The sequence below is a fragment of the Geoglobus acetivorans genome (assembly GCF_000789255.1).
GTDB lineage: Archaea > Halobacteriota > Archaeoglobi > Archaeoglobales > Archaeoglobaceae > Geoglobus > Geoglobus acetivorans_B.
This window is the reverse complement of the sequence record NZ_CP009552.1, coordinates 1,102,654-1,129,108: the sequence shown is the minus strand read 5'-3', so window position 1 is coordinate 1,129,108 and position 26,455 is coordinate 1,102,654. Positions and strand designations below refer to the sequence as shown.

Genomic DNA, 26,455 nt, shown 5'->3' with positions numbered 1-26,455 from the left:
ATGAAACGAACCACTCTTTTATTTTTTGTCATAGTGCTCGCAGTTGTTGTACCAATGTGCTCCCAGAGCTATGAAAAAGCCCCAGAGAAAACTCCTGTCCCAGAACAGACTCCCCTCAGTGATGTTCAGAAGTCTGTGACTCCAACTCCTGCTCCAGAGACCGGTACAGACTATGGAAGCACTGCTCCGGAACTGGAAGGTCCAGTCTGTGAAAACTGCCATCTGAACAGCAAGAGACAGTATGTTCCGCAGGCGGACAAGGTCGAGGGACATCTGGACGGTACAGAATTCTGCCAGTACTGCCATACCAAGGGTGATGACGTGGTCAGAGAGCTGGGCAATCTTCACCACTCAAAATACTCGGACTGCACCAAGTGCCATGTGGATTATGATCTCGAGAAAATGGACTGTGGTTCTTGCCATGCATATCCTGACCCCTTTGAGCCGAGCAATGGCAATTTGCTGAAGATACACCTGAGCAGGGGTGTGGGCTGCAAGGACTGCCATGGGACTGATTTTCTCAGAATTCACCAGGACAAAAAGATTTTCCCGGACAAATTCGGCATTGAAAGCTGAAATGGCAGTGGGAAACAATTCAAACCTTATTTTTTAACACAATTGAACTTATCTGTTTGCTTTATTGCAGCATGATGAAACCCGTCTCACTCTTCTGCATAGTATTCTGCATTGAAGAAACTCCAGATTTTTTCAGCCGTCTTATCTCCCACCTTCGGTACTTTTTTCAGCTCCTCCACATCTGCGTTGGCCAGATTCCTCAAAGTCTTGAAGTGGCTGAGCAGATTTTTTGCAATCACTGGCCCGACATCCGGGATGGCTGAGACCACGTATTCAAGCTCCTCTTTCAGACTCCTTTTGGTTTTATCCGAATGCAGGGTGATCTCTCTTTTCTTAATTTCCTGCTCTCTTTTTGCAATTGCAGTTAAAAACTCAGCAGTTTCGTCCTCGTTTTTTGTAAAAATCACCGGAATGCCAAAATCAACCGTTATGGTCGCTATTGCCCCCCTTATCGCAGCGGGACTGACCATTCTTCTTCCGTAGAGGTTCTCACCTTCTATAATCAGAAGTGGCCTCTGATAACTTTTTTTGAGGTTTATCAGCTGGGAAAACAGCCTTTCCTTTCCAATCAGGCTGTTCACAAAATCTTCTGCAGTTTTTCTCTCAACCGCAACTCTCTCACTCAGAACGTAATCAGCAACTTCCAGGCTCTTTATTTCGATTTTTGCTCCCCTTTCTCTCAGTTTCTTAACGACTGAGGATCTCATCTCCCTGCTGTCTGCAAATATGATTACTTTCTGATCTTCCTCATAATCAATGTACCTTGCTAAGCTCTCCTCGCTCTTTCTCTCTGCGAGCTCGTCTTTTATTCTGTAAAGCATGTCATACATCATTTTCTCCTTTCTAACGCTCGCCCAGTAATACGCTTCATCTCTCGTCCCCCTGGTTATGAGAACTGCAATTCTTCCCTCTCTTCCTCTGCCCGTTCTGCCCTTTCTCTGTATCGCTCTTATCTCTGAAGGAACGGCCTCGTAGAAAATGACGAGGTCTGTGGCAGGTATGTCAAGCCCCTCCTCTCCAACGCTGGTTGATACCAGAACATTGATTTCACCTGCTCTGAAAGAGTCCAGAACTTCGATCTGTCTTTTCTGACTCATTCCTCTGTCGTCCTCTCTGTTGGCCTGGCCTATGAATTTTTCTGCCCGAAATCCTTTTTCCTTCAGGATCTCTGTAATTTTGTCTGCAGTATCTCTGAAGTTGGTGAAGACGATAATTCTGGATTCGGAATTGCTATCAAGCTGTTTTTTCAGAATTTCAAGCAGTTTTTTCACCTTTGGATGCTCGATGTTTATTTTCATGGCTTTGATCATAGCATCTCTGAAGACAGGGTCCTCGAAAAGTGATTTGGAGGCTCTGCTTCCTCTGCCCTTTGCCTCCCTGAACAGTCTTTTCAGATACTTTTTCAGAGCTTCAAGCCCCTGAGTCTCAATCAGCTCAATGGCGTGCTGTATTTTCATTATCTCGGCGAGAATCGACAGTGCCTCAAAATAAACCTGCTCTCCGCTCTCTCCTGCCTGGGTTTGAAGAGCTTCCTGCAAACCGAGTATCTCTTTTTTGGTAAGTCCCTTCAGATCTATTTCAAGCCCGAGACGCTCGAACCTTCTGTATCTCAGTTCAAGCGCCCTTTCAAAACTCTTTCTCACACTGTCCATCTCGGGAGGTATGTTCACCCTGATCCACTCAATGTCTTTTTCGGAAACGTAGGGCCTCACGTCCGGGTCGTATTCGGTTTTTATCTCGAGATTTTCAATGTACAGGTTTCTGATGACTTCTCTGACTCTTTCGGAATCGCTACCGGGTGAAGCGGTGATTGCAAGTATGAGTGGTTTTCTTGATCTGTTCCTGAACTCCTTTGCTATGAAGACGTAGGAGTAGTTCCCAACCGCACGATGAGCCTCGTCAAATATCGCAAGCACGAAATCCTCGAGGTTCAGTCTTCCAGCTATGATATCGTTTTCAATGACCTGAGGTGTGGATACGACGATTTTTGAAATTTTATAAATATCCGGTCTTTTTTCGGGAAGCATCTCACCGCTGACTGAGACGATGCTGTTCTCATCTATTTTCAGGGTCGCTTTCAGAAATTTGGCATGCTGCTCAACCAGCGGTTTTGTTGGTGCGAGAAAGAGGATTTTACCATCCTCGTTCAGCAGCCTTGAAGCTATTACAAGCAGCGCCACTACTGTTTTGCCGAGTCCGGTGGGGAGCACGATCAGCGTGTTTTTGAGAAGAGCTGATGCAGCAAGAGAAAGCTGATATCCCCTCCTTTCAACTGTCTTTGGTTTTATCATTGGGTGTGAGATGTATTCCATTGCTGGAATATCGGAGCAGAGTGTTAAAAAATTATGGCTTCATGTTTGATTTCGCATGCTGGAAGTTCTGAATTTCCGGGTGATCAGGAGCAGAGTCAGTCCCAGGTATCCGAACTGGAGGAAGACTCTCAGGTATTCCATGCTTGCGGAGTATCCGAACAGCACTGCAAATATGCTTCCCACAGCGCCCTTGTGGTGGAGCAGATTTGAAGCATCGATACCGAGATCGTAGGCCTTTTCGAAGAGCCACGACTCATACCCGCTCTCCTCTGCGACCTCTATCAGCTCATGGGTGCCGTAGCCGAGCAGTCCGGAGGCTATGAATGCAAGAAGCACACCTGTAACGAAGAAGAACTTTCTAAGGCTCAGCCTGTACTCGAACCGGAGTATTGCGATGCTGAGTGCGAGTGAAGCCGTTATTCCGAGAACTGCGCCGGTAACAGTTTCGACTGAATTCTGTGCGGCAAATGGAGTCAGAAACAGCACTGTTTCAATAACCTCTCTTACCACGAATATAAAAGCGATCAGAGCTATTCCCCACGCAAACTTCTTTTCAGCCCTGTACTCTATATCTCTTTTCACGTCCTTACCGGTCATCCAGATGATCATGTACGTGAGCACGGCAACCGCAAGGTACGATGCGAGACCCTCGAAAAGCTCTTTGCCATCTCCCTGCAGACCTCCGTATATCTTTAGAACTCCAACTGCAATGATCGCTCCCGCTACAATCGCCCCCAAAGCTCCGTAGTAGGCAAATTTTATCTCGCCCGCTCTGCCGCTCCTCCTCAGGTATGCCACGAGTATTGCCACAAGCAGCACGGCCTCAAATCCTTCTCTTAGTGTGATCACGAACTGTCCCATCATGCTAAACACCGTTAAAATTTAGGTCTCCCTAATTATTTAAATCTTTCGGTTCACCGAAATTTTCAATTTTCAGCATTTCGACCTCTGACCGGGAAGGCCGGAAAAGCTCTGATGTCAGGAGATACCGGCAGGAATGAAAGAGATTTGTCAGATTTCCATTTCGATTCCGTAAATTCTCTCAACGTTGTCCTTGCAGATTTTCATCACGAAATCTTCATCAAAACCCTTTTGCAGGAGTTCTCTGATCTTTCTTGGTACGGTTTTTGGACCGAGGACGCTTCCGGGCCTGTCTCTATCGTCTATGTAGTCTGTCTCTACAACAAACCTGTCGCCCTGCTGAGCCGCTTTCAGGACATTGTCTCCCATGGCGATCACAGATGGAAAAAATCCGAGTTCCCTGAATTCGTCTATTCTTGCCGGAGAAAAGTGCTTCACGACCCTCTCTCTGCTGAGACCAGCCCCGTCTGCAAGCTTTGCGATTTCCTCCATGCCCTCTCTCGTGTAGCTTTCGGTGTGCAGCTGAACCACGCACCCGACATCTTTCGCAACCTCAAATGCGTGCTGCAGAACCTCATTGCTCGTTTTCCATACGTACTCGCTCACCTCGTAGTGTGGACGGCCCGATTTAATTGCAATGGCTTTTCCCTCACTGACGTATTCGCCCGCTATCTCAAGAGCTTCCTTCATTATCTCAGCCGCTCTGTCCACCCCCCACCTCTTTGAGAGGATTGTTATCTCTGCAGGGTGGACTGAAAGGACAGCATAGGCCCTGACGATTTCATTTGCTTTTTCGACCAGTCTTACGTGCTCTTCAAAGATCTGTCTGAAATCCTCTCCTTTCGATGGGAGAATGCCGTAATGGTGACTGAGGAGAGAAACAAGGAGGACATGAGTCCCGCCAACCTGTCTGAACTGCTTCAGAGCCTTGAGTCTTAGGTGGTTGTACAGGTGCATGTGGTTGTCGGTGATTATCATGCTCTGGAAATGGAAGCTGCGCTTTAAAAACTCAGCCCCTTATCCTTTTCTTCAGAATATCCACACAGCCGGGAATATGGCTGAAGCGCATTTTGTTCTCCATGCTGATTTTCACAATCTGGCTGAAGACATCAGCTATGCTGTTGGTATCGTCAGCTATCAGCACTTCTTCTGCAAACCGTGGATGTCTGCCGAGCTTTCCACCGGCAAGAATCCTGAACTTCACCTGCCCGCTTATGGCTTCCGAAGGACAGGCTCTCATGCAGTCCCCGCACCCTATGCATTTTTCGCTGAAAACAGGGTACTCCTCCAGTTCTATGGCGTTTTCTCTGCATGCCTGCACACACATTCCACATGCTGTGCATCTCTTTCTGTCGACTTCAGGAATTATGAATGCCAAAGCTCCGAAATCCTTTATTTGTGGGGCTGCACACGCGTTCGGGCATGCCGAAATACCTGCTTTTATTTTCTCATGGCTTTTCCTGACTTTCCAGTCAGCCCTCTTTGCAGTTTCTTCGATCTCTGCTTCGATGATTTTCAGGTCTGCGAGGGCGTTTTTACACTGTCTGCAGAATGTTATTTCTATTCCACCTGACATCATTTAACGTCCTGCCATGGCTGAGATAAGCTTGTTCCCTAAGCTTTTAGGTTAGAACAACTTCTTTCTTTCATTTCCCGGACTCAGCGAGTATATCTCTTCAGGCTCGATTACAAGCGCCCCTCTTGGACTCCTCTTCCCGCCAGTTTTTTCCTCGACGAACTTCCTGATTTCTCTGAAATATTCTCCATCGTAATCCATCCATGCTCTGCCCTTTACGAGATATCCGTAGAATCCCGATTTTCCTCTTTCTGCAAACCCTATACTCGCTTTTCCGGTTTCCTCCACAAGTCTTGTGGTCTTAACTATGAAGTTGTATGCGACAACGACCTTCCCATCCATGTTTTTCACAAAACAAACCGGAGCGAGGTGTGGCAGGTCACCGCAGGTTGAAACCCAGAAAATTCTCCCGCTGCAGTCCCCATTGAACATTTCGAGTATTTCATCTTTCTCCATGATGCTGATTTGCACGCAAAAAATTAAAAGATTTTCAGATCACGTCCCTGGCCTTGCAGAGCATGCACCTTGCAGGCTGGATTTCTGCAGTGGCGCAACCCTTGCACAGGTTAACCGGGGCGAACGCTCTTTCAGGGTTAATTGCTATTGCATTGACCATCACGGTTATGCTTGGAGGCTCTGGAGCGAGAAGACAGGGCATGTCGATGAATTTCATGAGTGAGGCAAACCGGGTTGCGCTGTTGCATAAAGGAAATGCGTACAGCTCTCCGGAATTGAGCAGGTCAGACTCTTCAACCGGAGAGAAGTCTATTCTGTAGTTCCTGATCTTCCATCCGTTTCTTCCGATTTTTTCTCCTCTTGTGGCGAAGTCAAGGAAATCATTCACGTGAAGCTCCCTCACTATGTATCGCTCAAACTGGTTCCCCATTACGCTGTGGTAAAACCTTTCACTGAACAGCCTTGTGAGCATGTTTGCCGTGAATCCCTCATCGCTGAGCAGTCTGTATATGAATCCGGCTGAAACACCGGTGAAGAGAGTCGAGAGGTCGAATATGCTCTTTACATGTCCACCATCAATTGCGTTCCGTATATTCGTTTCAAGCAGCCTGTAGTGAGTCCTGAGAATTTCCATGTTCATCTCATCCCTGCAGATGCTGTAATACTGCCACCCTATGTGGTGGCCAACATCACCAACGTGGGTTGGCAGGACTGCAATGTTTGCGGGATGAACACCCTCATCAAAAGCCCGGTCTATGTACGGGGTGAATTTTTTGACGTAGATATCGTAATATTTTGCGGGATCAAATGACTCAAAACCGAACGATTTCATTATGGCGATCTGCATCTCCACCGGACTCAAAAGCATCCTTTTCATCGCGTTCTTTTCAGCATCAAGAGCCTTCTGGATGTTTCCAGTCTCTTTCAGAACCATCAGGAATGTGTCTCCGAACACGTATGATGTTAGCAACCCCCATGATTTGCTTGCCAGAATCGTTTTTGCATGCTCTCTGTCAATCCCCGCCCATTCAGCAATTTTCGCAAGAACACTCAGGGTTGAACCGGGGATTGCGGCGAAATCTTTCGCAGATGTAACGCCATAGAATCCGTTTGCCAGTCTCATGGCCTCTATTCCTATGATTTCATCACTTTCATCGACAGTTTTTGCAAGAGTCTCAACACTCTCTCTGAATGAGCTGTCCAGTTCTTTGAGCCTCTCGAAAGCAACTGGGGTCTGCATCCATTCGAGAAATGCCGACTCGAAGGGCTTTATGGAGTCTGTGAGGGCAGTGAGTGTCTCGAAGTGAATGATGAGTGAACTTCTGTAAAGCTGGAATGCTGAATCGCTCTGATTGTCGAGGGCTTTCATCTCTCTAACGGCAGTCACAAAACCTTCTGCATGTTCAAATCTGAATTTGTCAAATCTGTGTGTGTCGATGGCTTTTACCGCTTCATTCTGGAGCCTTAAAGCGCTTTCTGCAACCTCCTCAATCATGGCTACCACCCAGGAATTCGTGCAGTTTCATGCTCAGACCCTCTTTGATCTCCTCCACAATGTATGCACTCTGGAATGCTATTTCGGCTCTTTCAATGGGGCCATAAAGCAGAAAGTCGCTGAAAAGCTGAGCAGCACTGTCAACACTGCTCACGAGTATTCCGGTATCGAGCTCTTCCTTGAGGTAGTCAGCCATGTAATAGCTCACGTTCGCCGGTCCACAGCCTGCGGGGTAGGGATATGTGGACTTCACGAGCAGGAGAGTCTCTATGACCTCCCCGAGGCTTTTGATGTCTGTTGGCACAACATCAATCATCATGTTCTTTATTCCGAGCTGTTTGGCTCTCTGAATCAGACTTTCCTTCCTTCCGTCTCCGGAGAGGAGGAGTATTCTTCTGCTCGGGGAAGTGTATGATGGATCGTAGTCGAAGATAATGGCGTGTTTTATTCCGGCATCCTTTATTGCCTCAAGTTCTTCTCTGGTGTTTATCGGGTTGATTGAGTTGTATATAACTCGGTCTGAAAGACCAGTCTCTTTCACAAATTTCAATCCCTCAAGTCTTGCCTCCAGGTATCCATCGAGGATGAATGGCCTTTCTGTAACGCTTGCCACGAAATCTATGTACTTCACTATCGCGTCCCTCGTCTCGGCGACAACATCAAGTATGCCCTCAATTTGATAGTGGTCCGAGAGCTCTTCCTGCTTTAAAATCAGTTCTTCGGCTCTATTCTTGTCGAAAATTCCCTTATCGTGGTTCTCAACAATCTTGTGGCGCGAGTAGAATATGCTGCCAATAAGCACAACCCTGCTGAAGTCGAGCCAGGACATAAAAACGGAAGAATTAAAAAATATTAATAGCTTTTCGATTTTGCATGGAGATAAAGGGCGTTGCCATAGACATTGATGGTACCATAACAGACAGAAAGAGAAGGCTCAACTGCCGGGCTGTTGAAGCTCTGAGGAAGCTTAAAATCCCTGTTGTGCTTGCAACCGGAAATATTTCCTGTTTTGCACGAACCGCCGCAAAGCTAATCGGGGTTTCAGACATAGTAATCTGTGAAAACGGAGGCGTTGTGAGGTTTGAGTATGATGGAGAGGACACTGTGCTCGGTAACAAGGAGAAATGCTACAGGGCTCTTGAAGTTCTGAGGGAAAAATATGATGTCGTGCTTCTTGATGATGTTTATCGAAAATCTGAGGTCTGTTTGAGGCGAACGTTCCCGAAAGATGAGGCTGAAAAACTCATTGCCAGAATGGGGGTGAAATTACTCGATTCAGGCTTCGCCTACCATATTGCAGATGCTGAGGTGAGCAAGGGTAAAGCTCTCAGGTTCATAGCAGACAGGCTTGGCATTGGTGTGGAAGATTTCCTCGCCATAGGAGATTCCGAGAACGACATTGATCTGCTTGAAGCAGCGGGAGTTGGTGTTGCTGTGGCGAATGCGGACCTGAGGCTGAAGGAAATTGCAGACGTTGTAACCTCCCGGCCCAACGGAGACGGGGTTGTTGAGGCACTCGAGTTCCTGGGACTGATATGAGCTGACTCAAAACCTTATATAATCTGTGTGTGAATTCATACTGCCGATGATGAAATCTGGACATGCTGAAGGGTGATGAGCCTCCACGGCTCTGAGGTGCTGGTAAAATTCAATTTATTTCTTGAAAAAGAACTTCCATATCTTGTCGTTTAAATGGTGGATGTTCTCGATTGCCTTCCCCTTCTCACCGATCATGTCCGCTCCATCAACAAGTGCAACACCGACGGCCAGTGGAGTTAGCTTCTTCTCCACCACGATGTAGCAGAAATCGCCCTGCTTTAAACTCTCGTCAGCCTCGACTATACCTGGCTTCATCACGTCAGCACCATTCATTATGAACTTAACCGCCCCCTCATCCACGACAACTCTGCCCTTTCCGGGCATGAGTTTAATTATTCCGTAAACCGTGAAGTACACATTACCATCATGCTCCATGAGCAGGGGCTCGTTATTGACAAGAAAAACGGTTCTGCCATCTATATCGACCTTGTCGATTTCTCCAGATAATTCCACACCATAAGCGTCTTTAATCTTTCCCAGGATATTTTTGGTATCTTTTTTCCTCAATCTCTGCCTCTTCATCGTCTTTCAATTGTTTCACGGGTTTTAAAATTTTCACCTTTGTGGCTTCACGTCTCGTGTTGCTCTCTGGTTTTGTGATTCTCTGCATGAAAGCGGAAATCCCGTTCGGTGGTGAGTTGGTTGATTTCCCTTTAAAAAGCAGGTTTGTTCCATGTGTGTTGGCCCTGAGGAATTTGGTTGAGTCTTCCGATATTTTTAAATACACACAAACCAATGGGGATTAAAAACAACGGAGGAAAGAAAAATGGCAAGGCCGCTTGATGTGCTGAACAGAGCGTTGAACACTTCCGTGCTTGTCAGGCTAAAGGGTGGAAGAGAATTCAGGGGAATCCTGGACGGTTACGATATTCACATGAATCTTGTTCTCCTGAATGCCGAGGAAATACAGGATGGAGAGGTTATCAAAAAAATGGGCAGTGTTGTGATTAGGGGAGACACTGTTGTTTTTGTCTCACCATCGCAGTGAGGTGGTGCAATGTCGGATGGAACGGCTTCAATGGGTAAGAGGGGCAGGAAAATAGTTCATATCAAATGCAGAAGGTGCGGTAGGGTTTCGTTCCACAGGAGAAAGGGATACTGTGCGGCATGCGGCTTTGGCAGAAGCAAAAGGCTGAGAGGTTATAACTGGGTCAGGAAGAAGAAATCCAGATACTGAGATGTGTGGCATAACCGGCGTTTATTCCGAAAATGAGGCTCTGACCTCAAAACTCGCTTTCTTTTCTCTATATTCTCTTCAGCATCGCGGTCAGGAATCTGCGGGTATTGCTGTTTTTGGAGATTATATACACATACACAAGGGGATGGGGCTCGTAAATGACGTTTTCAGCGATAAGAAACTATCCGAGATGGTTGGCAGGATTGCTGTTGGCCACGTGAGATATTCCACCACTGGCGAGAGCAAAATTGAGAATGCTCAACCTCTGCTCGTGAAAACGAAGTCCGGGGCTCTTGCCATAGCCCATAATGGAAACCTCGTTAATTATCAGACCTTACGAAACCAGCTCGAAAATGAGGGTGCAGTCTTCATCACCGACTCAGATACTGAAGTGATTGCCAAGCTGATGGCAAAAGAGCTTCTTACAAAGGAACCGGAAGACGCTTTGAAAAGAGTTTCGGAACAGTTGAAGGGGTCATATACTCTTGTGATGGCTCTGAATGATACGCTCATAGGTTTCAGGGACTCGCTTGGTTTCAAGCCACTTGTTATCGGGGAAGGCGACTTCGGATACATCATAGCAAGTGAAAGCTGCGCAATCGACGCTGTTGGTGGCAGAATCATAAGGGAGGTCAGACCGGGAGAAGCAGTATTCATCAAAAATGGCGAGCTTGAATTCGTCAAAATAGAGGAATCCAGCAGAAAAGCTCTGTGTGTGTTTGAGTACATCTACTTCGCGAGGCCCGACTCTGTTATTGATGGTATCAGCGTTTATGAAGTCAGACACAGGATTGGAAAAATACTCGCCAGGGAATCTCCCGCTGATGCTGACATGATATCACCCGTTCCTGACAGCGGAACGACTTCTGCAATAGGCTTTTCCAAGGAGTCTGGAATAGAGTATCTCGAAGCACTGATAAAGAACAGATACGTTGGCAGAACGTTCATCCTTCCACATCAGAGCACAAGGGAACTGTCTGTCAAAATAAAAATGAATGCGGTGAGAAAAAACGTTGAGGGAAAGAGGGTCGTTCTCATTGATGACAGCATTGTTAGAGGCACAACCAGCAGAAAAATCGTCGATATGGTCCGAAGTGCTGGGGCGAGAGAGGTGCACTTCAGAGTTGGCAGCCCACCGATAATTTCTCCGTGCTATTTTGGCATAGACATGTCAACAAGGGAGGAGCTTATCGCCTCTAACAGGGAAGTTGAAGAAATACGAAAGGAGATAAATGCGGATTCACTTGCCTATTTAAGCCTTGACGGGTTGATTGAGGCAGTTGGGCTGGAAAAAGGCGAACTGTGTCTCGCATGCCTGACTGCCGAGTATCCGGTGGATGTCAGCGAAGCAATGGAATGCAGAAGATGCTGAAAAATATTTAGAGTTTTAAAATTTCGGGAACGTTTCTGTCATATGGGGGGCGTATTATTCCGTATTCAGTGATTATTGCGGATACCAGTTCGAGAGGGGTTGGATCAAATGCAGGGTTGTATACCTTCACGTCTTGAGGAGCCATCAGAGTTTTTCCGCATTTGACGTTGCAGTAGATGATCTCATCTCTACTTCTCTCTTCTATTTTGACGTCGTCTGCTTTCTTGCTCCAGTCGAAGGTTGTTTTTGGCGCTGCGATGTAGAACGGGATGCCATGGTGTTTTGCCAGCACCGCCAGCGTGTATGTTCCAATTTTGTTGAACACGGCATCTCTGACGATTCTGTCCGCTCCGGCGATAACCTTGTTGACCATACCCTTCTGCATGACTATTCCCGCCATGCTGTCGGTAATCAGGGTTACGTCTATTCCGTCCTGCATCAGCTCCCAGGTCGTAAGCCTCGAACCCTGGTTGAGGGGCCTTGTCTCACACGCATAAACCCTGATTTTCTTTCCCTCCTCGACTGCACTTCTTATCACTCCCAGAGCGGTGCCCCAGTAAACGGTAGCAAGGCTTCCCGTATTGCATATTGTCAGAATGGAGTCTCCATCTTCAAAAAGCTCCGCACCAATTCTGCCCATTTTCTTGTTCCTTTCAACGTCTTCATCGGCGATCCTCTCTGCCTCTTTTAGCGCCAGCTCTCTGACCTCCTCAACGCTTTCACCCTTCAGTGCCTCTTTCAGCACCCTCTCGATACCGACAAAGAGGTTTACCGCCGTGGGTCGTGTGGATGCAAGGTATTCTGCCCTTTTTTTGATATGCTCTTTAACCTCCTCAACGCTCGTAAAGTCTCTTTCGAAGGCTGCGAGAGCTACACCATATCCGCCTGCAGCTTCAAGGGCGGGGGCACCCCTGACTGCCAGTGTTTTGATCGCCTCTCCCAGCTCAACCACGTTCCTGCACTCCAGAACTTCGAAAGTATCCGGCAGTTTTCTCTGATCAATCAGCTTTATGGCATTATTTTCCCACAGGATGGTCCTCATGAATAACCACATGATATGCTGGCTATATATCCTTTACTTTACCTGCAATTTGCGGCAATTACTGTCTCCGGGTTTTGACAGACTGTTTTACCGGGTTCCTGGCGGTGTTTTTCCGTATCTGCACTCCTTAAATTGTAATTTTTAACGATGTTAATTATAAGCGCTAAATAATTTATGATTAAAAATAATGAAGGAAATCCCGGTATTTAAGGATTCGGTTTTTCATCTGCCTCTTTTTACACATCAATACTTCAAAACCTTTAAATATTTTCGAATGTAAGTATATAGTGGGGGTGAATGGATATGAACGAAGCTATGTTGGTAATTACGGTTGGCATTCTTGGTGGTATTGTCAATCTGCTGCTGGCCTACGTGAAGAAGTGGGAGCTGCTTGCGGTGTTCACGCTGGCTCTGGTGTTTCCGATAATCGGAGTGCTGCTCATAGATGCGCTGTATGGTAACATGGGCTGGTTTGGAGCCATAGTGATGTTCTCTGCAATGGTGGGTATTCTTGGACTGACAGCGATCTCAGTGGTTGCAGTTGCGGTACAGAGCCTGTCAACTGTCAAGGAACCGGAAAAGGCTGAACATTAAATTTAATTTTTTATATTTTTGGTGGTGGAATGAAGCACGTTTTTAGGGCCTTATTCGTATTTCTGAATATCCTGATCATTTTTCTGGGAGTGATTGTTGCCCTGAGATCAATGGGTGAAGAGTTCTACCCTGGCATGGCTGACAGGCTTCTCGGAGTCGAGGGCATCTATGGCATCAGTGGCGAGGCCAAGGAGCTGACAAAAAAACCGGTTTTTGCTGATGCCGGTTACTGCGAGAACTGTCACCAGGATGTATTTGCCACCATTAACAGGAATTACCATGGATTTGACTGTCAGACCTGCCATGGACCGCCAGATGGTCACCCGGGTTCCGAGATGGTGGTGAACAAGTCATCCGGTTTCTGCTTGATGTGCCACAGGGATGTTATTGGCAGATATGATGCCGTGGTTTCGACGGTTGGGGATGACCATGGAGATGGCAGGCAGTGTGTCGAGTGTCACAATCCCCACGAGCCATACCAGTGTTCCACCTGCCATTCTGACGTTTATGACAGGATTGTGGCCGGAAAACACACGACAGACTGCAAGGCATGTCACGGCGAAGTTGGAGACCATCCGAAATCACCTGCACCTGTAATCGAGAAGCCCGACAGACTGTGCCGGAAGTGCCATACGCTGAACATGCCAGCCGGCCATGAGCCGGACTGGAAATGCACGACGTGTCATGAACCTCACAATCCCATGGGCAGTGGATGAGGTGGTGAGCTTTGCAGAGGAGAGAATTCGTTAAAAAAATTATAGCCGGTTCGGCCATCGTGCTGATGATAAAGCCGGCCAAGAGTGATGACGTTTTCATTTATATTGTCGATGCTGCTAAATGCATAGGGTGTGGGAGCTGTGTGAGAGCTTGCAGGAAGGAAAATAAAGTCATGGAGGGCAAATACAGAACCTGGGTTGAGAGGTATGTGGTTACGACAGACGGCAGCATAGAGTCAGTCCAAGTCGAATCCCCTCACGGCGGTGAGTATGGGTTTGAGGACATTGAGGTTAATGAAGAAGTTCTGAGGACGTATTTTGTTCCAAAGCTCTGCATGCACTGTGAAAAGGCTCCATGTGTGAAGGTGTGTCCCGTAAAGGCGACATGGCTAACTCCAGAGGGTGTTGTGCTGATCGATAAGTCCCACTGCATAGGGTGCAAGTACTGCATTCAGGCCTGTCCCTATGGTGCGAGATACTTCAACCACCATGAGAGGGTTGTTGATAAATGCACCTGGTGTTACCACAGGATTATGCGGGAACTGAAGCCCGCATGCGTTACAGTATGCCCGACAGGAGCGAGGATTTTTGGAAAGCTGAGCGACGATCACATTCAGGCTGCTCTGAGGGACAGGAACATCCAGGTGCTCAAGCCGGAGCTGAATACAAGACCCAAGGTCTTTTACAAGAATGTCGGCTGGGAGGTGTGGTAAATGAGTGCTACAACGCTTTTTGAGGGCTACGTGTATCCCAATCACGAGGTGTTCTGGGGTATTCTCATCGTCATATATCCCTATTTCGTGAGCATCATTACAGGAATGGTAACCGTTTATGCAATTGCTGAATTCTGGAAGAAGGAACTTAAAGACCTGGAAAAACTCGTGGTGGTTTCAAGTCTCCCATTCGTTCTTTCAGCTCTCATGCCTCTGCTTCTTGACCTCGGTCAGCCCCAGAGAGCGTTTGAGCTCTACGTGACTCCAAATTTCAGCTCGGTGATGGCTGTCTTCGGTATTGTGTATCTGACCGAACTTTTCACGCTGCTCGGCGAGATGTGGTTCCTCTTCAGAATTGATATTGTTAACAGGGCGCTGAGCGAGAGAAACCCGGTTTTGAGACTCCTTTACAGAGTACTGACTCTGGGAGTTTACGATACGAGCGAAGAGGCAAGAAATGTGGATAAGAAGGTCATAAAGATTTTAACAGGGATTGAGCTGATTGCAGCATGGTGTCTCAGCTACGTTTCATTCCTGTTCGGTGTTGTCAAGTCAAATCCATGGTGGAACACGACTATTCTGCCTGTAAGTTTCGTGTTTGGTGGGCTTGCCGCGGGTGGAGCGATGGTTCTTCTGCTTTACATGGCATTCACTGCACGTTATGGCGTTGAAAGGAAGCCCGAAATCATAGCGACCGTGTCGAACTACGTCTTCTATTTCCTTCTCGCTGCCTTTGCTCTTGAAACGATAAACACCATCCTCTATGCCTACAAAGAAGACATTGCCTGGGCAGTCATCAAGCTTGCATCAACACAGCTTGCAATTCCGCTTGCAATTCAGGTCATAGGCTCGTTAGAGGCACTGCTGTTTCTGAGGTACATCTGCTACAAATGCAGGAATGGAAGCATGAACACGCTCTTTGTTACAATCGCTGCGCTGACGATTCTGGTGGTGGTGTTTGCAATGAGGTGGAACATGGTCATCGGTGCGCAGCTGATCGACTACAGCCTCAGGGGCTTTGTATCATACACACCACCACTGCTTGGAAGGGAGGGTCTGCTGGCTGCACTCGGCGTGCTGCTTGCACCTTTCGTGATGCTGCCAATAGTAACATATTTCTTTCCACCCTACGAGAAAAAGGTTAGTGTTAAGCTATGAAATGGACATGTCCGTTCTGCGGATCAGAAAACGAAACGAAAGACTACAGGTGTGAGGTCTGCGGGAAGAAATTCAGGGTATCCGGGGGTAAGCTGGTAGAGGTCAAGACCAGACCTCCAGAGTACCTGATCTCAATTTTTTTAATACTGGCCTTTTTGCTCTTCAATGCAGCCCTAATTGGAATCGAATATGCCAGTGATCCCCGGCTGTGCACAACATGTCATCAGATGGAGTACTACTTCCACAGCTGGGAGGAATCCACGCACAAGGGTGTGAAATGCTATGTCTGCCATTACGGCACAAATCCTGTGGACTTTATAAGGGGCGCATACCACTCGCTGTCAGTCCTTTCCGAAAAGCCCCAGGTCTACAGAAACCTGCCTGCCAATGTCTCATCTGACAACTGTCTTGCCTGCCACGGAAACATCACGAATGTGGGTTACCTGAATTACAAGAACCTCTCTTTCAGCCATAGCAACCATCTAAACGGATATAAGAGGGGTTTTCTCCATCTCGAATGTGTGAGCTGTCACAGGGAAATCGTGATAGGCAGCCACATTGCCGTGAAGGATACAACATGCTTTGTCTGCCACTTCTACAAGACCCCTGAGGGACTTCCAATTACTGGCTGTCCGTCCTGCCACAAAAGCCCGTCAGACAACATTGAGCTTGGAAACATATCCTTCAGCCATTCACTGCACCTCGAAAAAGATATCAAGTGTGAGTTCTGCCACAAGGAAATCATAAAGTTTTCCGGAAACATGTCTCTGAACTGCAAGCAGTGCCATGGCGACGATGATGTTCTCACGAAACAGCTCTCCGACCTGGAAATACATTCGGTACATGTGAATTCCTACAAGCTGGACTGCGTGACCTGTCATGAAACGCCGGAGCACAAACCCAAGGTTGACTTTGAGAAATGCTCACTGTGTCACCGTGGAATGAATATCAGGTTTCAGGGTCCGGCTGTGGTCAACGGAAACGCTGTAAAATTGAATGGAACGTTGAATGAAACACCCTACGACGTACCTATTTCTTCTCCCTGAACTCCTTTTTTTCAAGCTCCTCTGACAGAAAATCTCTACCTGCAATGTCTATAATCGATAAGCCGCTTTTCAAACTCTTTGCCTCAATCTCTGACATTTTTTCAACGAATACGCTGTCATCTATTATGGCGCTGTTGCCGTGAGGGTCTTCAAGAATCAGCGTAAGCGTTTCACTGCCGTCCATTGCCTTTTTTAGCTTTTCAAGAATGAAATCGCAGCGCTTTACGGCCTCTTCATCACCAGAGTTCCATCGCCTGGCAGTTTCGACTATATCAATGAATCTCACGAGAACGCCCTCGACATTCGTTATGAATCCCTGGCTGGCGGGGCCAGGTTCAAGGGCGAGACCGAGTTCGGGAATTCTTATCGTTCCGGACGTTGATCTGACGACCTTTGCGAAAAGGGTTTTTTCGCTTATTTTGAGGGTGAATCTCACGGGATCTTTAATCTCGGCTGAAAAGGAATCTGAATGTCTGAATCCACATTTACAGCTAATTGATGTGATCAGAAGTTTACCAAAATAAGGGGTATCATAAATTGCAGTTATTACGTCCAGCTCCTCTCCGCAGGCAGGACAGGGGATCATTTTCTGGTTCCCTTTATTTTGTTCCTGTCCACCTTTATGCCCATGGGGGTGATGATCACATAATCCTCACCAAGTCCGACTATATCTCCGTGGACATCTTCTGCAAGCTGTTTCAGGTCTTTCAGTACTCTATCGAGCGTGAGTTTGTCGTGCTTGAGGAATGCAACATCTGCTATGACTATATTTCCATCATAAACCTGTCTTCTTATTTCAGGAATTTCATTGAGACTGGTAACCTCGGCAACCTTGATGTATGTCTCGCTGTCACCCTCAAGCTCGGCTTCAAATTCGCTTAAGTCCAGTTCCTCATATTCTTCTACATTGATTCTTTCCTGTTTGCCAAAGAGCTTTTCCATCAGACTCATGACACTCACCTGAAAAACATTATTCGGAATTACTATTTAAAAGTTTCACATGCCTGAAACACATCAGCTACCGGACGCAGATTCAGATTCAGTCCTCCTGCGATTGAATAACTTTAAGCCCGGTGAAACGATACGCTGTGAACGTCTATTTTCCGACACGTAACTTCTCCACTCGCCGGTGTCCTGTTCTCCGGATGTTTCGTTTTCATGTTTGTTGGAAAGCGGTTTGATGCCCGGGTCAACTTCAGAGCAAAGTTATTCTGAGACTGTGGATTGTCTGAAACAAACCTTTAAAAAGCAATCAGGCAACTCTAATCCAATGACCACCACAAAAAGGAAGCTGGACCACATCAACATCTGTCTGAACGAGGATGTGGAATCGAGTTACACCGGTTTTGGAGATGTTACGTTTATCCACAATCCGCTTCCCGAGGTACATTATGATGAAATAGATATGGAGGTCAGTTTTCTCGGTAAAAAATTGAAAGCACCTTTTCTGATCGCCTCAATGACTGGTGGGCATCCCGAAACCTATGAAATCAACAAAAATCTTGCAATTGCTGTTGAGAATGCCGGAATCGGGATGGGTGTGGGCAGTCAGAGGGCCGGGATAGAGGATGAAACCGTAGCCAACACATTTGCAGTTGTGAGAGAACACGCACCGAATGCCTTCATCTACGCGAACATTGGTCTTCCGCAACTGATCGAGAAGGGCATCGAATATGCGGAAAAGGCGGTTGAGATGATTGATGCTGATGCTCTTGCAATCCATCTGAACTTTCTCCAGGAAATTGTCCAGCCTGAGGGAGACAGGAACGCCGAGGGCGGGTTTTCCATCATAAGGGAAGTTGCATCGGACCTGAAGGTTCCGGTAATGATAAAGGAAACCGGAGCGGGCATACCGCGTGAAATTGCATTCAGTGTGCGGGAGGCTGGTGTGAAGGCCATAGACATTGGAGGCAAGGGCGGGACAAGCTGGAGCGGTGTGGAGGTTTACCGAATTGCTGATGAACTCAACAGGGATGTGGCAAGAGATTTCTGGGACTGGGGCATTCCAACTGCCTTTTCAATTGTTGACTGCCACGATGTTCTGCCGGTCGTTGCCACGGGGGGCATCAGGAACGGGATAGATGCTGCGAAGGCAATAGCTCTCGGAGCCAAAATTGCAAGCTCGGCGCTCCCATTTCTGAAACCTGCGAAATGCAGTGTTGAGGATGTTGAGCGGAAAATAAGGTATTTTTTAGACGGGTTAAAGAAGGTGCTGTTTCTTACAGGATGCACCCATGTTTATGATCTGCACAAAACAAAAATTTTTGTATCGGGGCTGTTGAAAGAGTGGATTGAGTTCAGAGAGCTTGACTATCTTGAATTGGTGAGGAGGAGGTTTCATGATTTCTGAGATAATTAAGGACAGGGCGAAGCTCGTTAATGAAAAAATCGAGGAGCTTTTAAAGGAGCAGGAGCCTGAAGGCCTTTACAGGGCAGCGAGGCACTATCTGAAAGCCGGTGGAAAGAGGCTGAGGCCGGTAATAACGCTGCTTTCTGCGGAAGCTCTGGGTGAGGATTACCGGAAGGCGATTCACGCAGCCATAGCCATTGAGACGGTGCATAACTTCACGCTCGTGCACGATGACATAATGGATGAGGATGAGATGCGGAGGGGCGTAAAGACCGTTCACACCCTGTTTGGGATTCCGACCGCAATTCTGGCAGGGGACACTCTCTATGCAGAGGCGTTTGAAATCCTTTCAATGAGTGATGCCCCACCTGAAAACATCGTCAGAGCAGTATCAAAGCTTGCAAGGGTCTGCGTTGAGATATGTGAGGGCCAGTTCATGGACATGAGTTTTGAGGAGAGGGACAGCGTTGGGGAGAGCGAATACCTGGAAATGGTCAGGAAGAAAACAGGTGTTTTAATCGGTATTTCAGCATCCATCCCGGCTGTTCTTTTCGGGAAAGATGAATCTGTTGAAAAAGCTCTCTGGAACTATGGCATTTATTCGGGAATCGGTTTTCAGATTCATGATGACCTTCTTGATATATCCGGAAAGGGGAAAATAGGCAAGGACTGGGGAAGTGACATCCTTGAGGGGAAGAAGACACTCATAGTTATCAAGGCCTTTGAAGAGGGAATTGAGCTTGAAACGTTTGGAAAGGGCAGGGCAAGCGAGGAGGAGCTTGAAAGGGACATTAAGAAACTCTTCGATTGTGGTGCGGTGGATTATGCGAGGGAAAGGGCCAGGGAATATATCGAGATGGCGAAGAAGAACCTTGAGGTGATTGATGAGTCTCCCTCCAGAAACTATCTGGTGGAGCTTGCAGATTACCTCATCGAGAGGGATCACTGATGGAAGAACTGATCTGGAAGCATGTGGTGCTGAACGCAAAGAAATACGGAAAGCCCAATGAGAAGGCAGTGATCGGAAAAATTCTCGCCGAGAGTCCTGAACTGAGGAAAAATGCTAAGGAAGTGCTCGAAAGGATAAAGGCCGTAATTCATGAATTTGAAAATCTGGACGATGCGAGAAAAAAGGAGCTTTACGCTCTTTATTCTGAAGAGAAAAGTGGTGAAAAGCAGGATCAGGGTCTGCCTCCCCTGAAAAACGCAGAAAAGGGAAAGGTTGTGATGCGGTTTGCCCCCAATCCTAACGGTCCTCCGACCATAGGCTCGGCAAGGGGCATTGTTGTCAATGATGAGTATGCGAAGATGTATGGTGGCAGGCTGATTCTGAGGTTCGATGACACCGATCCGAGAACAAAAAGGCCCATGATTGAGGCGTACGACTGGTATCTGGAGGATGCTGAATGGCTCGGGGCAAAAGTTCATCAGGTTGTGTATGCATCCAGGAGAATAGACCTCTATTATGATTATGCTGTGAAACTGATTGAAATGGGGCATGCCTACGTTTGCAGGTGTGCAAGAGATGAATTCAAGAGGTACAAGGATGCCGGGCTTCCGTGTCCTCACAGGGAACGGAGTGTGGAGGAAAATCTGGAAGACTGGGAGAGGATGCTTGATGGCACTTACGGGGAGGGCGAGGCAGTCCTCAGGATTAAAACAGACATGGCTCACAAGGATCCCGCGGTGAGGGACTGGGTTGCTTTCAGGATCATCGACTCAGACCACCCTCTTGTTGGCGCGAGATACAGAGTATACCCCACTCTCGATTTTGAATCTGCTGTGGAGGACCACGAGCTTGGAGTTACACACATCCTGAGAGGCAAGGACCTGGCGGATTCGGAGAAAAGGCAGAGGTATATCTACGAGTACTTTGGCTGGGAGTATCCTGTTGTCAGGCTGTGGGGACGTGTCAAAATCCACGAGTTCGGAAAATTTTCAACAAGCACCCTGAGGAAGGACATAGAAAGCGGAAAATACTCTGGCTGGGATGACCCTGCCCTGCCTACCGTGAGGGCATTGAGGCGCAGAGGTTTCAGGGCTGAAGCTATAAGGAATTTCCTGCTTTCCTTGGGTGTAGGGGAGAACGACGTGAGCGTTAGCCTGAAGAACCTCTATGCTGAAAACAGAAAGATTGTTGATGGTGAAGCCAAAAGGTTCTTTTTCGTCTGGAAACCGGTTAAACTTGAGATGGATGGGTTGGATGGTGAGGTGGAGGTCAATCTTCCGGTACACCCCTCAAGGGATATGGGTGTGAGAACACTCAGGGTGAGCAGAGTAATATACATAACAGAGGACGATTACAGAAACTTCAGTGGTAAGGAGGTCAGACTGAAGGGGTTCTGCAATATCAGGATTGAAAACAGAAAGGCGGTGTATCTTGGAGACGACATAGAGAGCGCAAAGAAGGGCAGGAACATCATACACTGGTTGCCAGAGGGGCAGGTTATCGGGGGTGAGGTTATAACTCCGGAGGGTACTGTGCAGGGTCTTTTCGAGTCGAATGCTGTAGACGCTGAGGGAGAAGTTGTTCAGTTTGAAAGATATGCGTTCTGCAGAATTGAAAGGGCCGGAGAAAGGATTACTGCGGTATACACACATCCCTGAATTATTGCATTTTTAATTCCGAAAATATTTTTGTAAAAAATTAAAGGGATAGCAGGTCCTTTGCCACGTAATATGCCCTGGAATGTCCGCAGCTTGGGCACTCTTCCGGCGGCTCGGTCCCGTAATGGACATATCCGCATTCGAGGCAGATCCATTCAGTTTCTTCATCCCTCTTGAAAAACGTACCTTTCTCAATCTCTTCGAGGAGTCTTCTGTATCTCTTTTCGTGATGTTCCTCTGCCTTTCCAATTGCTCTCAGTCTTTCAGCTATATCTGAATATCCTTCCTTCTCAGCCACATCTGCAAATTCAGGATACATCACGGAATTTTCGTGGTGTTCTCCAGCTATTGCTGTTTTCAGGTTTTCCACCGTGGTTCCCCAGACGAGTGGAGCCTCGGCTTCAATCGTCAGGGACCCGGCATCTCCTCTCAGCTGCTGTATGTATTTGAGGAGATTTTCGGCATGTTCCTTCTCGTTTTCAGCAGTTTCGAGAAATACCCTCTGCAGGAACACGTAACCCTCATCCTTGGCGACCTTTGCGTAGAACGTGTACCTGTTTCTTGCCATGCTCTCTCCTATGAATGCCTTAACCAGATTCTCTAAAGTTTCAGACATACTTTCTCACCTCTTTTTTTTAAATTCAAACTTTTAAACCTCCTGAGCATCTGCAGGAGGGTTGAACTGTCTCTTTCCAAGCTCCTGATCGAGCAGGAGCAGAGCGTGCTTATCGTCTCCTATAAGGCGGAGCTTACCGACAATTTCGCTTGTTGAAGCTTCTTCTTCCACCTGTTCAGCCACAAACCACTGAAGCATGTTGTACGTTGCGTAGTCCTTCTCCGAAAGGGCGAGGTCGATCAGATTGTGGATCCTCTTGGTTACGCCGACCTCGTGATTGTATGCCTCTTCAAAAGCTTCGAGTGGTGATGACCACTCTGCTTTCGGCTCCTGAATGGCATGAAGCTTCACCCTCCCTCCCCTCTCGTTTATGTAGTCATAAAATCTCATTGCATGTGTTATCTCCTCCTGCCACTGGACTCTCATCCAGTTGGCAAAGCCCTTTAGCTCGATGGAATCGAAGTATGCTGCCATGGAGAGGTAAATGTATGCGGAGTACAGCTCCCAGTTGAGCTGCTCGTTTAATGCTTCAACCATCTTTTCGCTGATGGAACTCATGTAATTTAATTAATCGATTAATGATTTAAAACTTTTGAAGTATTGATTTCTGAGCACAGGGATTGAAAATGTGAATTTTCACTCATCCGGATTCAATCAATTCAAGGTCTCGTATCCCTCTCTCTTGCCGAGTCTCTCGCCATAACGGTTGACTGCCACACTTCCTTCGACGATAAACTCAATGGATTCAATCTTTGAAAGACGCTCGCATCTCTCAGGACTGTCCGGGTTTACCTTCACCACTTCGGCTTTTTTCCATTCCTTTATCATTCCAAGCCATTCGGCACATTTTTCAGCTCAGGCAAAATTCGGTATTCTGCCATGAGGAGGATACGGAAATCTGGCTATCCTTCTCTCAATCATTTCGTCCCAGATTTTCTTTCTCACCCTGTTTTTCTCATGTTTAATGTTTTTAAAATCCATCTCCATGTCTCCGACAGTATTTACCTGCCAAAGTCTTTATAAATCCACCCGGAATTCTGGCAAAAAGATTTATATCCTCACGGCAAAGAGGCGAAGAGCCGATGAATGATGAACACATGTGAAGGAGGTGCATGAAGATGGTGTATGTCAGGTTTGATGTTCCTGAGGAATTGCAGAATGAAGCGCTTGTATTGCTGCAGAAGGTAAGGGAAACGGGGAAGGTAAAGAAAGGGACCAACGAAACGACGAAGTCTGTGGAGAGGGGGCTTGCAAAGCTTGTATATATTGCGATGGATGTGGACCCACCTGAGGTTGTGGCTCATCTGCCTCTTCTCTGCGAGGAGAAGAACATTCCATACATTTACGTGAAGAGCAAGGAAGATCTTGGAAACGCAGCCGGAATTCAGGTCGCATGTGCTGCGGCAGCGATCCTCAGCGAGGGAGAGGCAAAGAAAGAGCTTGAGGATATTGTTACCAAAGTTAACGGACTCAAAAAATAAATATCTCTTTTTTGAGGTGAATGGTTATGGCGGAAGATGAAGATATTCAACCAGCCGAGGTTGTTGAGATAGTGGGCAGGACAGGAATGCACGGTGAGGCTACTCAGGTAAAGGTAAGGGTTCTTGGAGGAGATAACAAGGGCAGAATCATAACGAGGAACGTGTTCGGGCCTGTAAGAATTGGAGATATTCTCATGATCAAGGAGACTGCAAGAGAGGCAAGGAAACTGGCGGTTAAGTGAGGTGATAACATTGGTGCTTGAAAAGAAAATATGCTCTTTCTGTGGCGAGGAAATTGAGCCAGGGACGGGCAAGATCTATGTGAGAAGGGACGGCAGAATCCTTCATTTCTGCTCAAGAAAGTGCGAGAAAAACATGGTCAAACTGGGGCGAAATCCGAGGAGGGTTAAGTGGACGAAATACTATGTCAAGGGAGGTCAGTAATCATGGAACGGACCTTTGTCATGATCAAGCCCGACGGTGTTCAGAGGGGTCTTGCAGGAGAGATCATATCCCGGTTTGAGAGGAAGGGCCTGAAAATCGCTGCAATGAAAATGCTCTGGATCAGCAGGGAGCTTGCGGAACAGCACTATGCAGAGCATAAAGAAAAACCATTTTTCAATGCTCTTATCGATTATATCACCTCAGGGCCTGTAGTTGCAATGGTGGTTGAGGGAAGAAATGCCGTGAGCGTTGTGAGGACGATGATCGGCAAGACCAATCCTGCCGAGGCTGCTCCCGGTACTGTGAGGGGAGACCTTGCGATGGATACCGGAAGAAACGTTGTTCATGCCTCGGACTCATTGCAGTCTGCGGAGAGGGAAATCGGCCTCTTCTTTAAACCGGATGAGATTTTCGATTACGCAAAAGTCGATGAAGACTGGGTTTACGAAAAATGAAGCAGCTGAGAACGCCGATTGTTGCTGTCCTCGGACATGTGGATCACGGCAAAACAACACTACTGGATAGAATCAGAAGGAGCAATGTTACTGCAAGAGAAGCAGGGGGGATAACCCAGCACATCGGAGCCACAGAGGTCCCTCTCACAGTCATCAAGGACATCTGCAGGGAGGTCTGGAATGCCAATGTGGTCATTCCCGGACTATTATTTATTGACACTCCTGGCCACAAGGCCTTCACAAATCTGAGGAAGAGAGGGGGGGCTTTAGCCGATCTTGCGATTTTGATCATTGACATAAACGAAGGCTTTAAACCTCAGACGGAAGAAGCTCTGATGATCCTCAAGACATTCAAAACTCCTTTCATTGTTGCGGCGAACAAGATTGACAAGGTTCCGGGATGGAAGAGCCAGGATGGCTCTCCGTTCATGAAGAGTTACTCCTTGCAGGACGATGTCGTGAAGCAGAGGCTGGACAACAAAATTTACGAGCTTATCGGTGAGCTGTATCAGCGTGGATTTTCAGCCGACAGATTTGACAGAATAAGGGACTTCACGAGGAATATTGCCATAGTGCCAATATCTGCAATGACCGGGGAGGGCATTCCCGAGCTTCTTCTGCTCCTTACTGGCCTGGCTCAGAGGTACCTCGAAAGCAATCTCAGACTCCATGTGGAGGGTAAGGCAAGGGGCACAGTCCTGGAAGTGAAGGAGGAAAAGGGTCTTGGATTGACGTTCGATGCGATCCTCTACGATGGAACCCTGCATGTTGGAGACAGGATTGTAATCGGCGGGATTGAGGGCGTTATTGTAACGCACGTCAGAGGCATCTTCCGGCCCAGGCCTGCGAAGGAAATGAGGCTTGAAAGCAGGTTCAAGAGCGTTGAGAGTGTTACTGCAGCGGCAGGAATCAAGGTTGTGGCCCCCGACATAGAGAACGTCCTTGCAGGCAGCGAATTCGAAACTGTTGAGGGCGATGAGGATATAAAGGCATTTGAAGATAGAATACAGAAGGAGTATCAGGAGATAACGATTGAAACCGATGATGAAGGAGTGATAATCAGAACCGACACTCTGGGCTCTCTTGAGGCGCTGATCAATGAGTTCAGAGAGCTGGGCATTCCGATAAAGAAAGCCCAGGTGGGTGATGTAACTAAGAAGGACGTTATCGAAGCGTCAGCCAACAGGGATGAGCTGAACAGGGTTATCATAGGTTTCAACGTGAAACTTCTTCCTGGAATAGAGGAAGAGGCTCAGAAATACGGTGTCAGGATTTTCACGGATCAGATCATCTACAGCCTGATAGATAATTTCACCCAGTGGAGGGAGGAGGAGAAACGAAAGAGGGAGAAGCAGAAGATCGAGTCGCTCATCATGCCCGGCAAGATTCAATTGCTCAAGAACTACATATTCAGGAGGAGCAAACCCGCAGTAATCGGTGTGAAGGTTCTTGGGGGAGAACTCAGAAAGGATGTTAAGCTGATAAAGCCAGACGGCACTCCGGTGGGCTTTGTGAGGAGCATGCAGAAAATGGGCGAATACATCAGTGTTGCGAAGGAAGGGGATGAGGTGGCAGTTGCGATAGATGGTGTTACTGTTGGCAGACAGATTGAGGGTGATGAGGTCCTCTATGTTGATTTGCCGGAAAGACATGCGAGAATCATTGAGAGGGAGCTTGTGGACACGCTGAGCGAGGGGACAAAGATGGCTCTTAAGGAGTTCCTTGAGATAAAGCGAAAAGAAAACCGGTTCTGGGGGAAGTGAGCTCGGGCGGTGAGACGTAATGTATATTAACATCTTCATTTCAGAA

The 26,455-nt window shown here is 47.3% G+C and carries 32 protein-coding genes; 18 read left to right on the top strand and 14 right to left on the bottom strand.

Annotated features, from left to right (window positions below):
* On the top strand, nucleotides 1-576 hold the full coding sequence (locus tag GACE_RS06665) for a cytochrome c3 family protein (RefSeq protein ID WP_148305943.1): 576 nt from the start codon (nucleotides 1-3) through the stop codon (nucleotides 574-576).
* An 86-nt stretch (nucleotides 577-662) separates the two neighbouring features.
* On the opposite strand, the gene GACE_RS06660 is transcribed toward GACE_RS06665, so the two are convergent.
* The 7 genes from GACE_RS06660 to GACE_RS06630 form a co-directional block, all read right to left on the bottom strand.
* A complete protein-coding gene (locus tag GACE_RS06660) occupies nucleotides 663-2,888 on the bottom strand; it encodes a DEAD/DEAH box helicase (protein WP_048092184.1) in 2,226 nt (741 codons plus the stop codon).
* Between the two features lie 39 nt (nucleotides 2,889-2,927).
* A complete protein-coding gene (locus GACE_RS06655) occupies nucleotides 2,928-3,752 on the bottom strand; it encodes an FTR1 family iron permease (protein WP_048092183.1) in 825 nt (274 codons plus the stop codon).
* Nucleotides 3,753-3,899: 147 nt separating this feature from the next.
* Nucleotides 3,900-4,727, bottom strand: coding sequence for a TatD family hydrolase (locus GACE_RS06650; protein ID WP_048092182.1), 828 nt, complete (start codon nucleotides 4,725-4,727; stop codon nucleotides 3,900-3,902).
* A 31-nt stretch (nucleotides 4,728-4,758) separates the two neighbouring features.
* Nucleotides 4,759-5,328, bottom strand: a complete 570-nt coding sequence (locus tag GACE_RS06645) for a 4Fe-4S binding protein (RefSeq protein ID WP_084063689.1) — start codon at nucleotides 5,326-5,328, stop codon at nucleotides 4,759-4,761.
* A gap of 48 nt (nucleotides 5,329-5,376) precedes the next feature.
* Nucleotides 5,377-5,781: a hypothetical protein gene (locus GACE_RS06640; RefSeq protein ID WP_048092179.1), complete on the bottom strand. Its 405-nt coding sequence runs from the start codon at nucleotides 5,779-5,781 to the stop codon at nucleotides 5,377-5,379.
* A 34-nt stretch (nucleotides 5,782-5,815) separates the two neighbouring features.
* On the bottom strand, nucleotides 5,816-7,276 hold the full coding sequence (locus GACE_RS06635; protein WP_048092178.1) for a DUF2193 family protein: 1,461 nt from the start codon (nucleotides 7,274-7,276) through the stop codon (nucleotides 5,816-5,818).
* Nucleotides 7,269-8,105: a tetrahydromethanopterin S-methyltransferase subunit H family protein gene (locus GACE_RS06630; RefSeq protein WP_048092175.1), complete on the bottom strand. Its 837-nt coding sequence runs from the start codon at nucleotides 8,103-8,105 to the stop codon at nucleotides 7,269-7,271. Before GACE_RS06630 ends, GACE_RS06635 begins: the two co-directional genes overlap by 8 nt.
* A gap of 44 nt (nucleotides 8,106-8,149) precedes the next feature.
* Between GACE_RS06630 and GACE_RS06625 the strand changes: the two genes are divergently transcribed.
* On the top strand, nucleotides 8,150-8,815 hold the full coding sequence (locus tag GACE_RS06625; protein ID WP_048092173.1) for a phosphoglycolate phosphatase: 666 nt from the start codon (nucleotides 8,150-8,152) through the stop codon (nucleotides 8,813-8,815).
* A 114-nt stretch (nucleotides 8,816-8,929) separates the two neighbouring features.
* On the opposite strand, the gene GACE_RS06620 is transcribed toward GACE_RS06625, so the two are convergent.
* On the bottom strand, nucleotides 8,930-9,397 hold the full coding sequence (locus GACE_RS06620) for a DUF1947 domain-containing protein (protein WP_048092171.1): 468 nt from the start codon (nucleotides 9,395-9,397) through the stop codon (nucleotides 8,930-8,932).
* Between the two features lie 244 nt (nucleotides 9,398-9,641).
* Here GACE_RS06620 and GACE_RS06610 point away from each other — a divergent pair, with 244 nt between their 5' ends.
* Genes GACE_RS06610 through purF form a run of 3 tightly spaced genes read left to right on the top strand, consistent with a single transcriptional unit; the run spans nucleotide 9,642 to nucleotide 11,424 of the window.
* Nucleotides 9,642-9,863 (top strand): LSm family protein, encoded by a 222-nt coding sequence (locus tag GACE_RS06610; RefSeq protein WP_048092167.1) that lies wholly within the window; start codon nucleotides 9,642-9,644, stop codon nucleotides 9,861-9,863.
* A 9-nt stretch (nucleotides 9,864-9,872) separates the two neighbouring features.
* Nucleotides 9,873-10,052, top strand: coding sequence for a 50S ribosomal protein L37e (locus GACE_RS06605; RefSeq protein ID WP_048092165.1), 180 nt, complete (start codon nucleotides 9,873-9,875; stop codon nucleotides 10,050-10,052).
* A gap of 1 nt (nucleotide 10,053) precedes the next feature.
* Nucleotides 10,054-11,424 carry an amidophosphoribosyltransferase gene (gene purF, locus GACE_RS06600; RefSeq protein WP_048092164.1) on the top strand — a complete coding sequence of 457 codons (1,371 nt, stop codon included), beginning with the start codon at nucleotides 10,054-10,056 and terminating at the stop codon, nucleotides 11,422-11,424.
* Nucleotides 11,425-11,431: 7 nt separating this feature from the next.
* On the opposite strand, the gene GACE_RS06595 is transcribed toward purF, so the two are convergent.
* Nucleotides 11,432-12,466, bottom strand: coding sequence for an S-methyl-5-thioribose-1-phosphate isomerase (locus tag GACE_RS06595; RefSeq protein ID WP_048092162.1), 1,035 nt, complete (start codon nucleotides 12,464-12,466; stop codon nucleotides 11,432-11,434).
* Between the two features lie 303 nt (nucleotides 12,467-12,769).
* Here GACE_RS06595 and GACE_RS06590 point away from each other — a divergent pair, with 303 nt between their 5' ends.
* From GACE_RS06590 to GACE_RS11225, 5 genes are read left to right on the top strand one after another with little or no spacing between them, the layout of a single operon-like run.
* Nucleotides 12,770-13,060 (top strand): hypothetical protein, encoded by a 291-nt coding sequence (locus GACE_RS06590; RefSeq protein ID WP_148305942.1) that lies wholly within the window; start codon nucleotides 12,770-12,772, stop codon nucleotides 13,058-13,060.
* A 29-nt stretch (nucleotides 13,061-13,089) separates the two neighbouring features.
* Entirely contained in the window at nucleotides 13,090-13,776 is a 687-nt protein-coding gene (locus tag GACE_RS06585) for a cytochrome c3 family protein (RefSeq protein ID WP_048092158.1), read from the top strand.
* Nucleotides 13,777-13,787: 11 nt separating this feature from the next.
* Nucleotides 13,788-14,489: a 4Fe-4S dicluster domain-containing protein gene (locus tag GACE_RS06580; protein WP_048092156.1), complete on the top strand. Its 702-nt coding sequence runs from the start codon at nucleotides 13,788-13,790 to the stop codon at nucleotides 14,487-14,489.
* Nucleotides 14,490-15,647 carry an NrfD/PsrC family molybdoenzyme membrane anchor subunit gene (gene nrfD / locus GACE_RS06575; protein WP_048092154.1) on the top strand — a complete coding sequence of 386 codons (1,158 nt, stop codon included), beginning with the start codon at nucleotides 14,490-14,492 and terminating at the stop codon, nucleotides 15,645-15,647.
* Complete coding sequence (locus GACE_RS11225) at nucleotides 15,644-16,693, top strand: cytochrome c3 family protein (protein ID WP_052400246.1); 1,050 nt, start codon at nucleotides 15,644-15,646, stop codon at nucleotides 16,691-16,693. The genes nrfD and GACE_RS11225 overlap by 4 nt, the downstream gene beginning before the upstream one ends.
* On the opposite strand, the gene GACE_RS06565 is transcribed toward GACE_RS11225, so the two are convergent.
* Both GACE_RS06565 and GACE_RS06560 read right to left on the bottom strand, forming a co-directional pair.
* Nucleotides 16,677-17,279 (bottom strand): ZPR1 zinc finger domain-containing protein, encoded by a 603-nt coding sequence (locus tag GACE_RS06565; RefSeq protein ID WP_048092152.1) that lies wholly within the window; start codon nucleotides 17,277-17,279, stop codon nucleotides 16,677-16,679. The two genes, GACE_RS11225 and GACE_RS06565, sit on opposite strands and share 17 nt — an antisense overlap.
* Entirely contained in the window at nucleotides 17,276-17,644 is a 369-nt protein-coding gene (locus tag GACE_RS06560) for a cell division protein SepF (protein WP_048093744.1), read from the bottom strand. The genes GACE_RS06565 and GACE_RS06560 overlap by 4 nt, the downstream gene beginning before the upstream one ends.
* 319 nt (nucleotides 17,645-17,963) lie before the next feature.
* On the opposite strand from GACE_RS06560, the gene fni reads away from it, so the two are divergent.
* From fni to GACE_RS06545, 3 genes are read left to right on the top strand one after another with little or no spacing between them, the layout of a single operon-like run.
* Nucleotides 17,964-19,043, top strand: a complete 1,080-nt coding sequence (fni, locus tag GACE_RS06555) for a type 2 isopentenyl-diphosphate Delta-isomerase (RefSeq protein WP_048092151.1) — start codon at nucleotides 17,964-17,966, stop codon at nucleotides 19,041-19,043.
* On the top strand, nucleotides 19,033-19,992 hold the full coding sequence (locus GACE_RS06550; protein WP_048092150.1) for a polyprenyl synthetase family protein: 960 nt from the start codon (nucleotides 19,033-19,035) through the stop codon (nucleotides 19,990-19,992). Before fni ends, GACE_RS06550 begins: the two co-directional genes overlap by 11 nt.
* On the top strand, nucleotides 19,992-21,650 hold the full coding sequence (locus tag GACE_RS06545) for a glutamate--tRNA ligase (RefSeq protein ID WP_048092149.1): 1,659 nt from the start codon (nucleotides 19,992-19,994) through the stop codon (nucleotides 21,648-21,650). Before GACE_RS06550 ends, GACE_RS06545 begins: the two co-directional genes overlap by 1 nt.
* Before the next feature lie 40 nt (nucleotides 21,651-21,690).
* Here the strand turns inward: GACE_RS06545 and rbr are convergent, their stop codons facing one another.
* The 3 genes from rbr to GACE_RS11415 all read right to left on the bottom strand — a co-directional run bounded on the left by rbr (nucleotide 21,691) and on the right by GACE_RS11415 (nucleotide 23,094).
* Nucleotides 21,691-22,266 (bottom strand): rubrerythrin, encoded by a 576-nt coding sequence (rbr, locus tag GACE_RS06540; protein ID WP_048092148.1) that lies wholly within the window; start codon nucleotides 22,264-22,266, stop codon nucleotides 21,691-21,693.
* A 33-nt stretch (nucleotides 22,267-22,299) separates the two neighbouring features.
* A complete protein-coding gene (locus GACE_RS06535) occupies nucleotides 22,300-22,824 on the bottom strand; it encodes a ferritin-like domain-containing protein (RefSeq protein ID WP_048092146.1) in 525 nt (174 codons plus the stop codon).
* A gap of 96 nt (nucleotides 22,825-22,920) precedes the next feature.
* On the bottom strand, nucleotides 22,921-23,094 hold the full coding sequence (locus GACE_RS11415; RefSeq protein WP_084063688.1) for a 5-formyltetrahydrofolate cyclo-ligase: 174 nt from the start codon (nucleotides 23,092-23,094) through the stop codon (nucleotides 22,921-22,923).
* A gap of 290 nt (nucleotides 23,095-23,384) precedes the next feature.
* On the opposite strand from GACE_RS11415, the gene rpl7ae reads away from it, so the two are divergent.
* Genes rpl7ae through infB form a run of 5 tightly spaced genes read left to right on the top strand, consistent with a single transcriptional unit; the run spans nucleotide 23,385 to nucleotide 26,409 of the window.
* Nucleotides 23,385-23,747 carry a 50S ribosomal protein L7Ae gene (gene rpl7ae, locus GACE_RS06530; RefSeq protein WP_048093742.1) on the top strand — a complete coding sequence of 121 codons (363 nt, stop codon included), beginning with the start codon at nucleotides 23,385-23,387 and terminating at the stop codon, nucleotides 23,745-23,747.
* A gap of 26 nt (nucleotides 23,748-23,773) precedes the next feature.
* Entirely contained in the window at nucleotides 23,774-23,989 is a 216-nt protein-coding gene (locus GACE_RS06525) for a 30S ribosomal protein S28e (RefSeq protein ID WP_048092143.1), read from the top strand.
* Between the two features lie 13 nt (nucleotides 23,990-24,002).
* Nucleotides 24,003-24,191 carry a 50S ribosomal protein L24e gene (locus GACE_RS06520; RefSeq protein WP_048092141.1) on the top strand — a complete coding sequence of 63 codons (189 nt, stop codon included), beginning with the start codon at nucleotides 24,003-24,005 and terminating at the stop codon, nucleotides 24,189-24,191.
* A gap of 2 nt (nucleotides 24,192-24,193) precedes the next feature.
* Entirely contained in the window at nucleotides 24,194-24,646 is a 453-nt protein-coding gene (gene ndk / locus GACE_RS06515; RefSeq protein ID WP_048092139.1) for a nucleoside-diphosphate kinase, read from the top strand.
* Nucleotides 24,643-26,409, top strand: a complete 1,767-nt coding sequence (gene infB / locus GACE_RS06510; protein ID WP_048092137.1) for a translation initiation factor IF-2 — start codon at nucleotides 24,643-24,645, stop codon at nucleotides 26,407-26,409. The genes ndk and infB overlap by 4 nt, the downstream gene beginning before the upstream one ends.
* The last annotated feature ends 46 nt before the right edge of the window (nucleotides 26,410-26,455 follow it).

Bases quoted from the DNA above. Each gene is read 5' to 3' on its own strand.
- rpl7ae (WP_048093742.1), top strand. From the start codon at position 23,385: ATGGTGTATGTCAGGTTTGATGTTCCTGAGGAATTGCAGAATGAAGCG.
- GACE_RS06595 (WP_048092162.1), bottom strand. From the start codon at position 12,466: ATGAGGACCATCCTGTGGGAAAATAATGCCATAAAGCTGATTGATCAG.
- rbr (WP_048092148.1), bottom strand. From the start codon at position 22,266: ATGTCTGAAACTTTAGAGAATCTGGTTAAGGCATTCATAGGAGAGAGC.
- ndk (WP_048092139.1), top strand. From the start codon at position 24,194: ATGGAACGGACCTTTGTCATGATCAAGCCCGACGGTGTTCAGAGGGGT.
- GACE_RS06625 (WP_048092173.1), top strand. From the start codon at position 8,150: ATGGAGATAAAGGGCGTTGCCATAGACATTGATGGTACCATAACAGAC.
- GACE_RS06655 (WP_048092183.1), bottom strand. From the start codon at position 3,752: ATGATGGGACAGTTCGTGATCACACTAAGAGAAGGATTTGAGGCCGTG.
- GACE_RS06560 (WP_048093744.1), bottom strand. From the start codon at position 17,644: ATGAGTCTGATGGAAAAGCTCTTTGGCAAACAGGAAAGAATCAATGTA.
- infB (WP_048092137.1), top strand. From the start codon at position 24,643: ATGAAGCAGCTGAGAACGCCGATTGTTGCTGTCCTCGGACATGTGGAT.
- GACE_RS11225 (WP_052400246.1), top strand. From the start codon at position 15,644: ATGAAATGGACATGTCCGTTCTGCGGATCAGAAAACGAAACGAAAGAC.
- GACE_RS06660 (WP_048092184.1), bottom strand. From the start codon at position 2,888: ATGGAATACATCTCACACCCAATGATAAAACCAAAGACAGTTGAAAGG.
- GACE_RS06585 (WP_048092158.1), top strand. From the start codon at position 13,090: ATGAAGCACGTTTTTAGGGCCTTATTCGTATTTCTGAATATCCTGATC.
- GACE_RS06550 (WP_048092150.1), top strand. From the start codon at position 19,033: ATGATTTCTGAGATAATTAAGGACAGGGCGAAGCTCGTTAATGAAAAA.
- purF (WP_048092164.1), top strand. From the start codon at position 10,054: ATGTGTGGCATAACCGGCGTTTATTCCGAAAATGAGGCTCTGACCTCA.
- GACE_RS06535 (WP_048092146.1), bottom strand. From the start codon at position 22,824: ATGAGTTCCATCAGCGAAAAGATGGTTGAAGCATTAAACGAGCAGCTC.
- fni (WP_048092151.1), top strand. From the start codon at position 17,964: ATGACCACCACAAAAAGGAAGCTGGACCACATCAACATCTGTCTGAAC.
- GACE_RS06525 (WP_048092143.1), top strand. From the start codon at position 23,774: ATGGCGGAAGATGAAGATATTCAACCAGCCGAGGTTGTTGAGATAGTG.
- GACE_RS06630 (WP_048092175.1), bottom strand. From the start codon at position 8,105: ATGTCCTGGCTCGACTTCAGCAGGGTTGTGCTTATTGGCAGCATATTC.
- GACE_RS06620 (WP_048092171.1), bottom strand. From the start codon at position 9,397: ATGAAGAGGCAGAGATTGAGGAAAAAAGATACCAAAAATATCCTGGGA.
- GACE_RS06665 (WP_148305943.1), top strand. From the start codon at position 1: ATGAAACGAACCACTCTTTTATTTTTTGTCATAGTGCTCGCAGTTGTT.
- GACE_RS06650 (WP_048092182.1), bottom strand. From the start codon at position 4,727: ATGATAATCACCGACAACCACATGCACCTGTACAACCACCTAAGACTC.
- nrfD (WP_048092154.1), top strand. From the start codon at position 14,490: ATGAGTGCTACAACGCTTTTTGAGGGCTACGTGTATCCCAATCACGAG.
- GACE_RS06640 (WP_048092179.1), bottom strand. From the start codon at position 5,781: ATGGAGAAAGATGAAATACTCGAAATGTTCAATGGGGACTGCAGCGGG.
- GACE_RS11415 (WP_084063688.1), bottom strand. From the start codon at position 23,094: ATGATAAAGGAATGGAAAAAAGCCGAAGTGGTGAAGGTAAACCCGGAC.
- GACE_RS06610 (WP_048092167.1), top strand. From the start codon at position 9,642: ATGGCAAGGCCGCTTGATGTGCTGAACAGAGCGTTGAACACTTCCGTG.
- GACE_RS06565 (WP_048092152.1), bottom strand. From the start codon at position 17,279: ATGATCCCCTGTCCTGCCTGCGGAGAGGAGCTGGACGTAATAACTGCA.
- GACE_RS06590 (WP_148305942.1), top strand. From the start codon at position 12,770: ATGAACGAAGCTATGTTGGTAATTACGGTTGGCATTCTTGGTGGTATT.
- GACE_RS06635 (WP_048092178.1), bottom strand. From the start codon at position 7,276: ATGATTGAGGAGGTTGCAGAAAGCGCTTTAAGGCTCCAGAATGAAGCG.
- GACE_RS06645 (WP_084063689.1), bottom strand. From the start codon at position 5,328: ATGATGTCAGGTGGAATAGAAATAACATTCTGCAGACAGTGTAAAAAC.
- GACE_RS06605 (WP_048092165.1), top strand. From the start codon at position 9,873: ATGTCGGATGGAACGGCTTCAATGGGTAAGAGGGGCAGGAAAATAGTT.
- GACE_RS06545 (WP_048092149.1), top strand. From the start codon at position 19,992: ATGGAAGAACTGATCTGGAAGCATGTGGTGCTGAACGCAAAGAAATAC.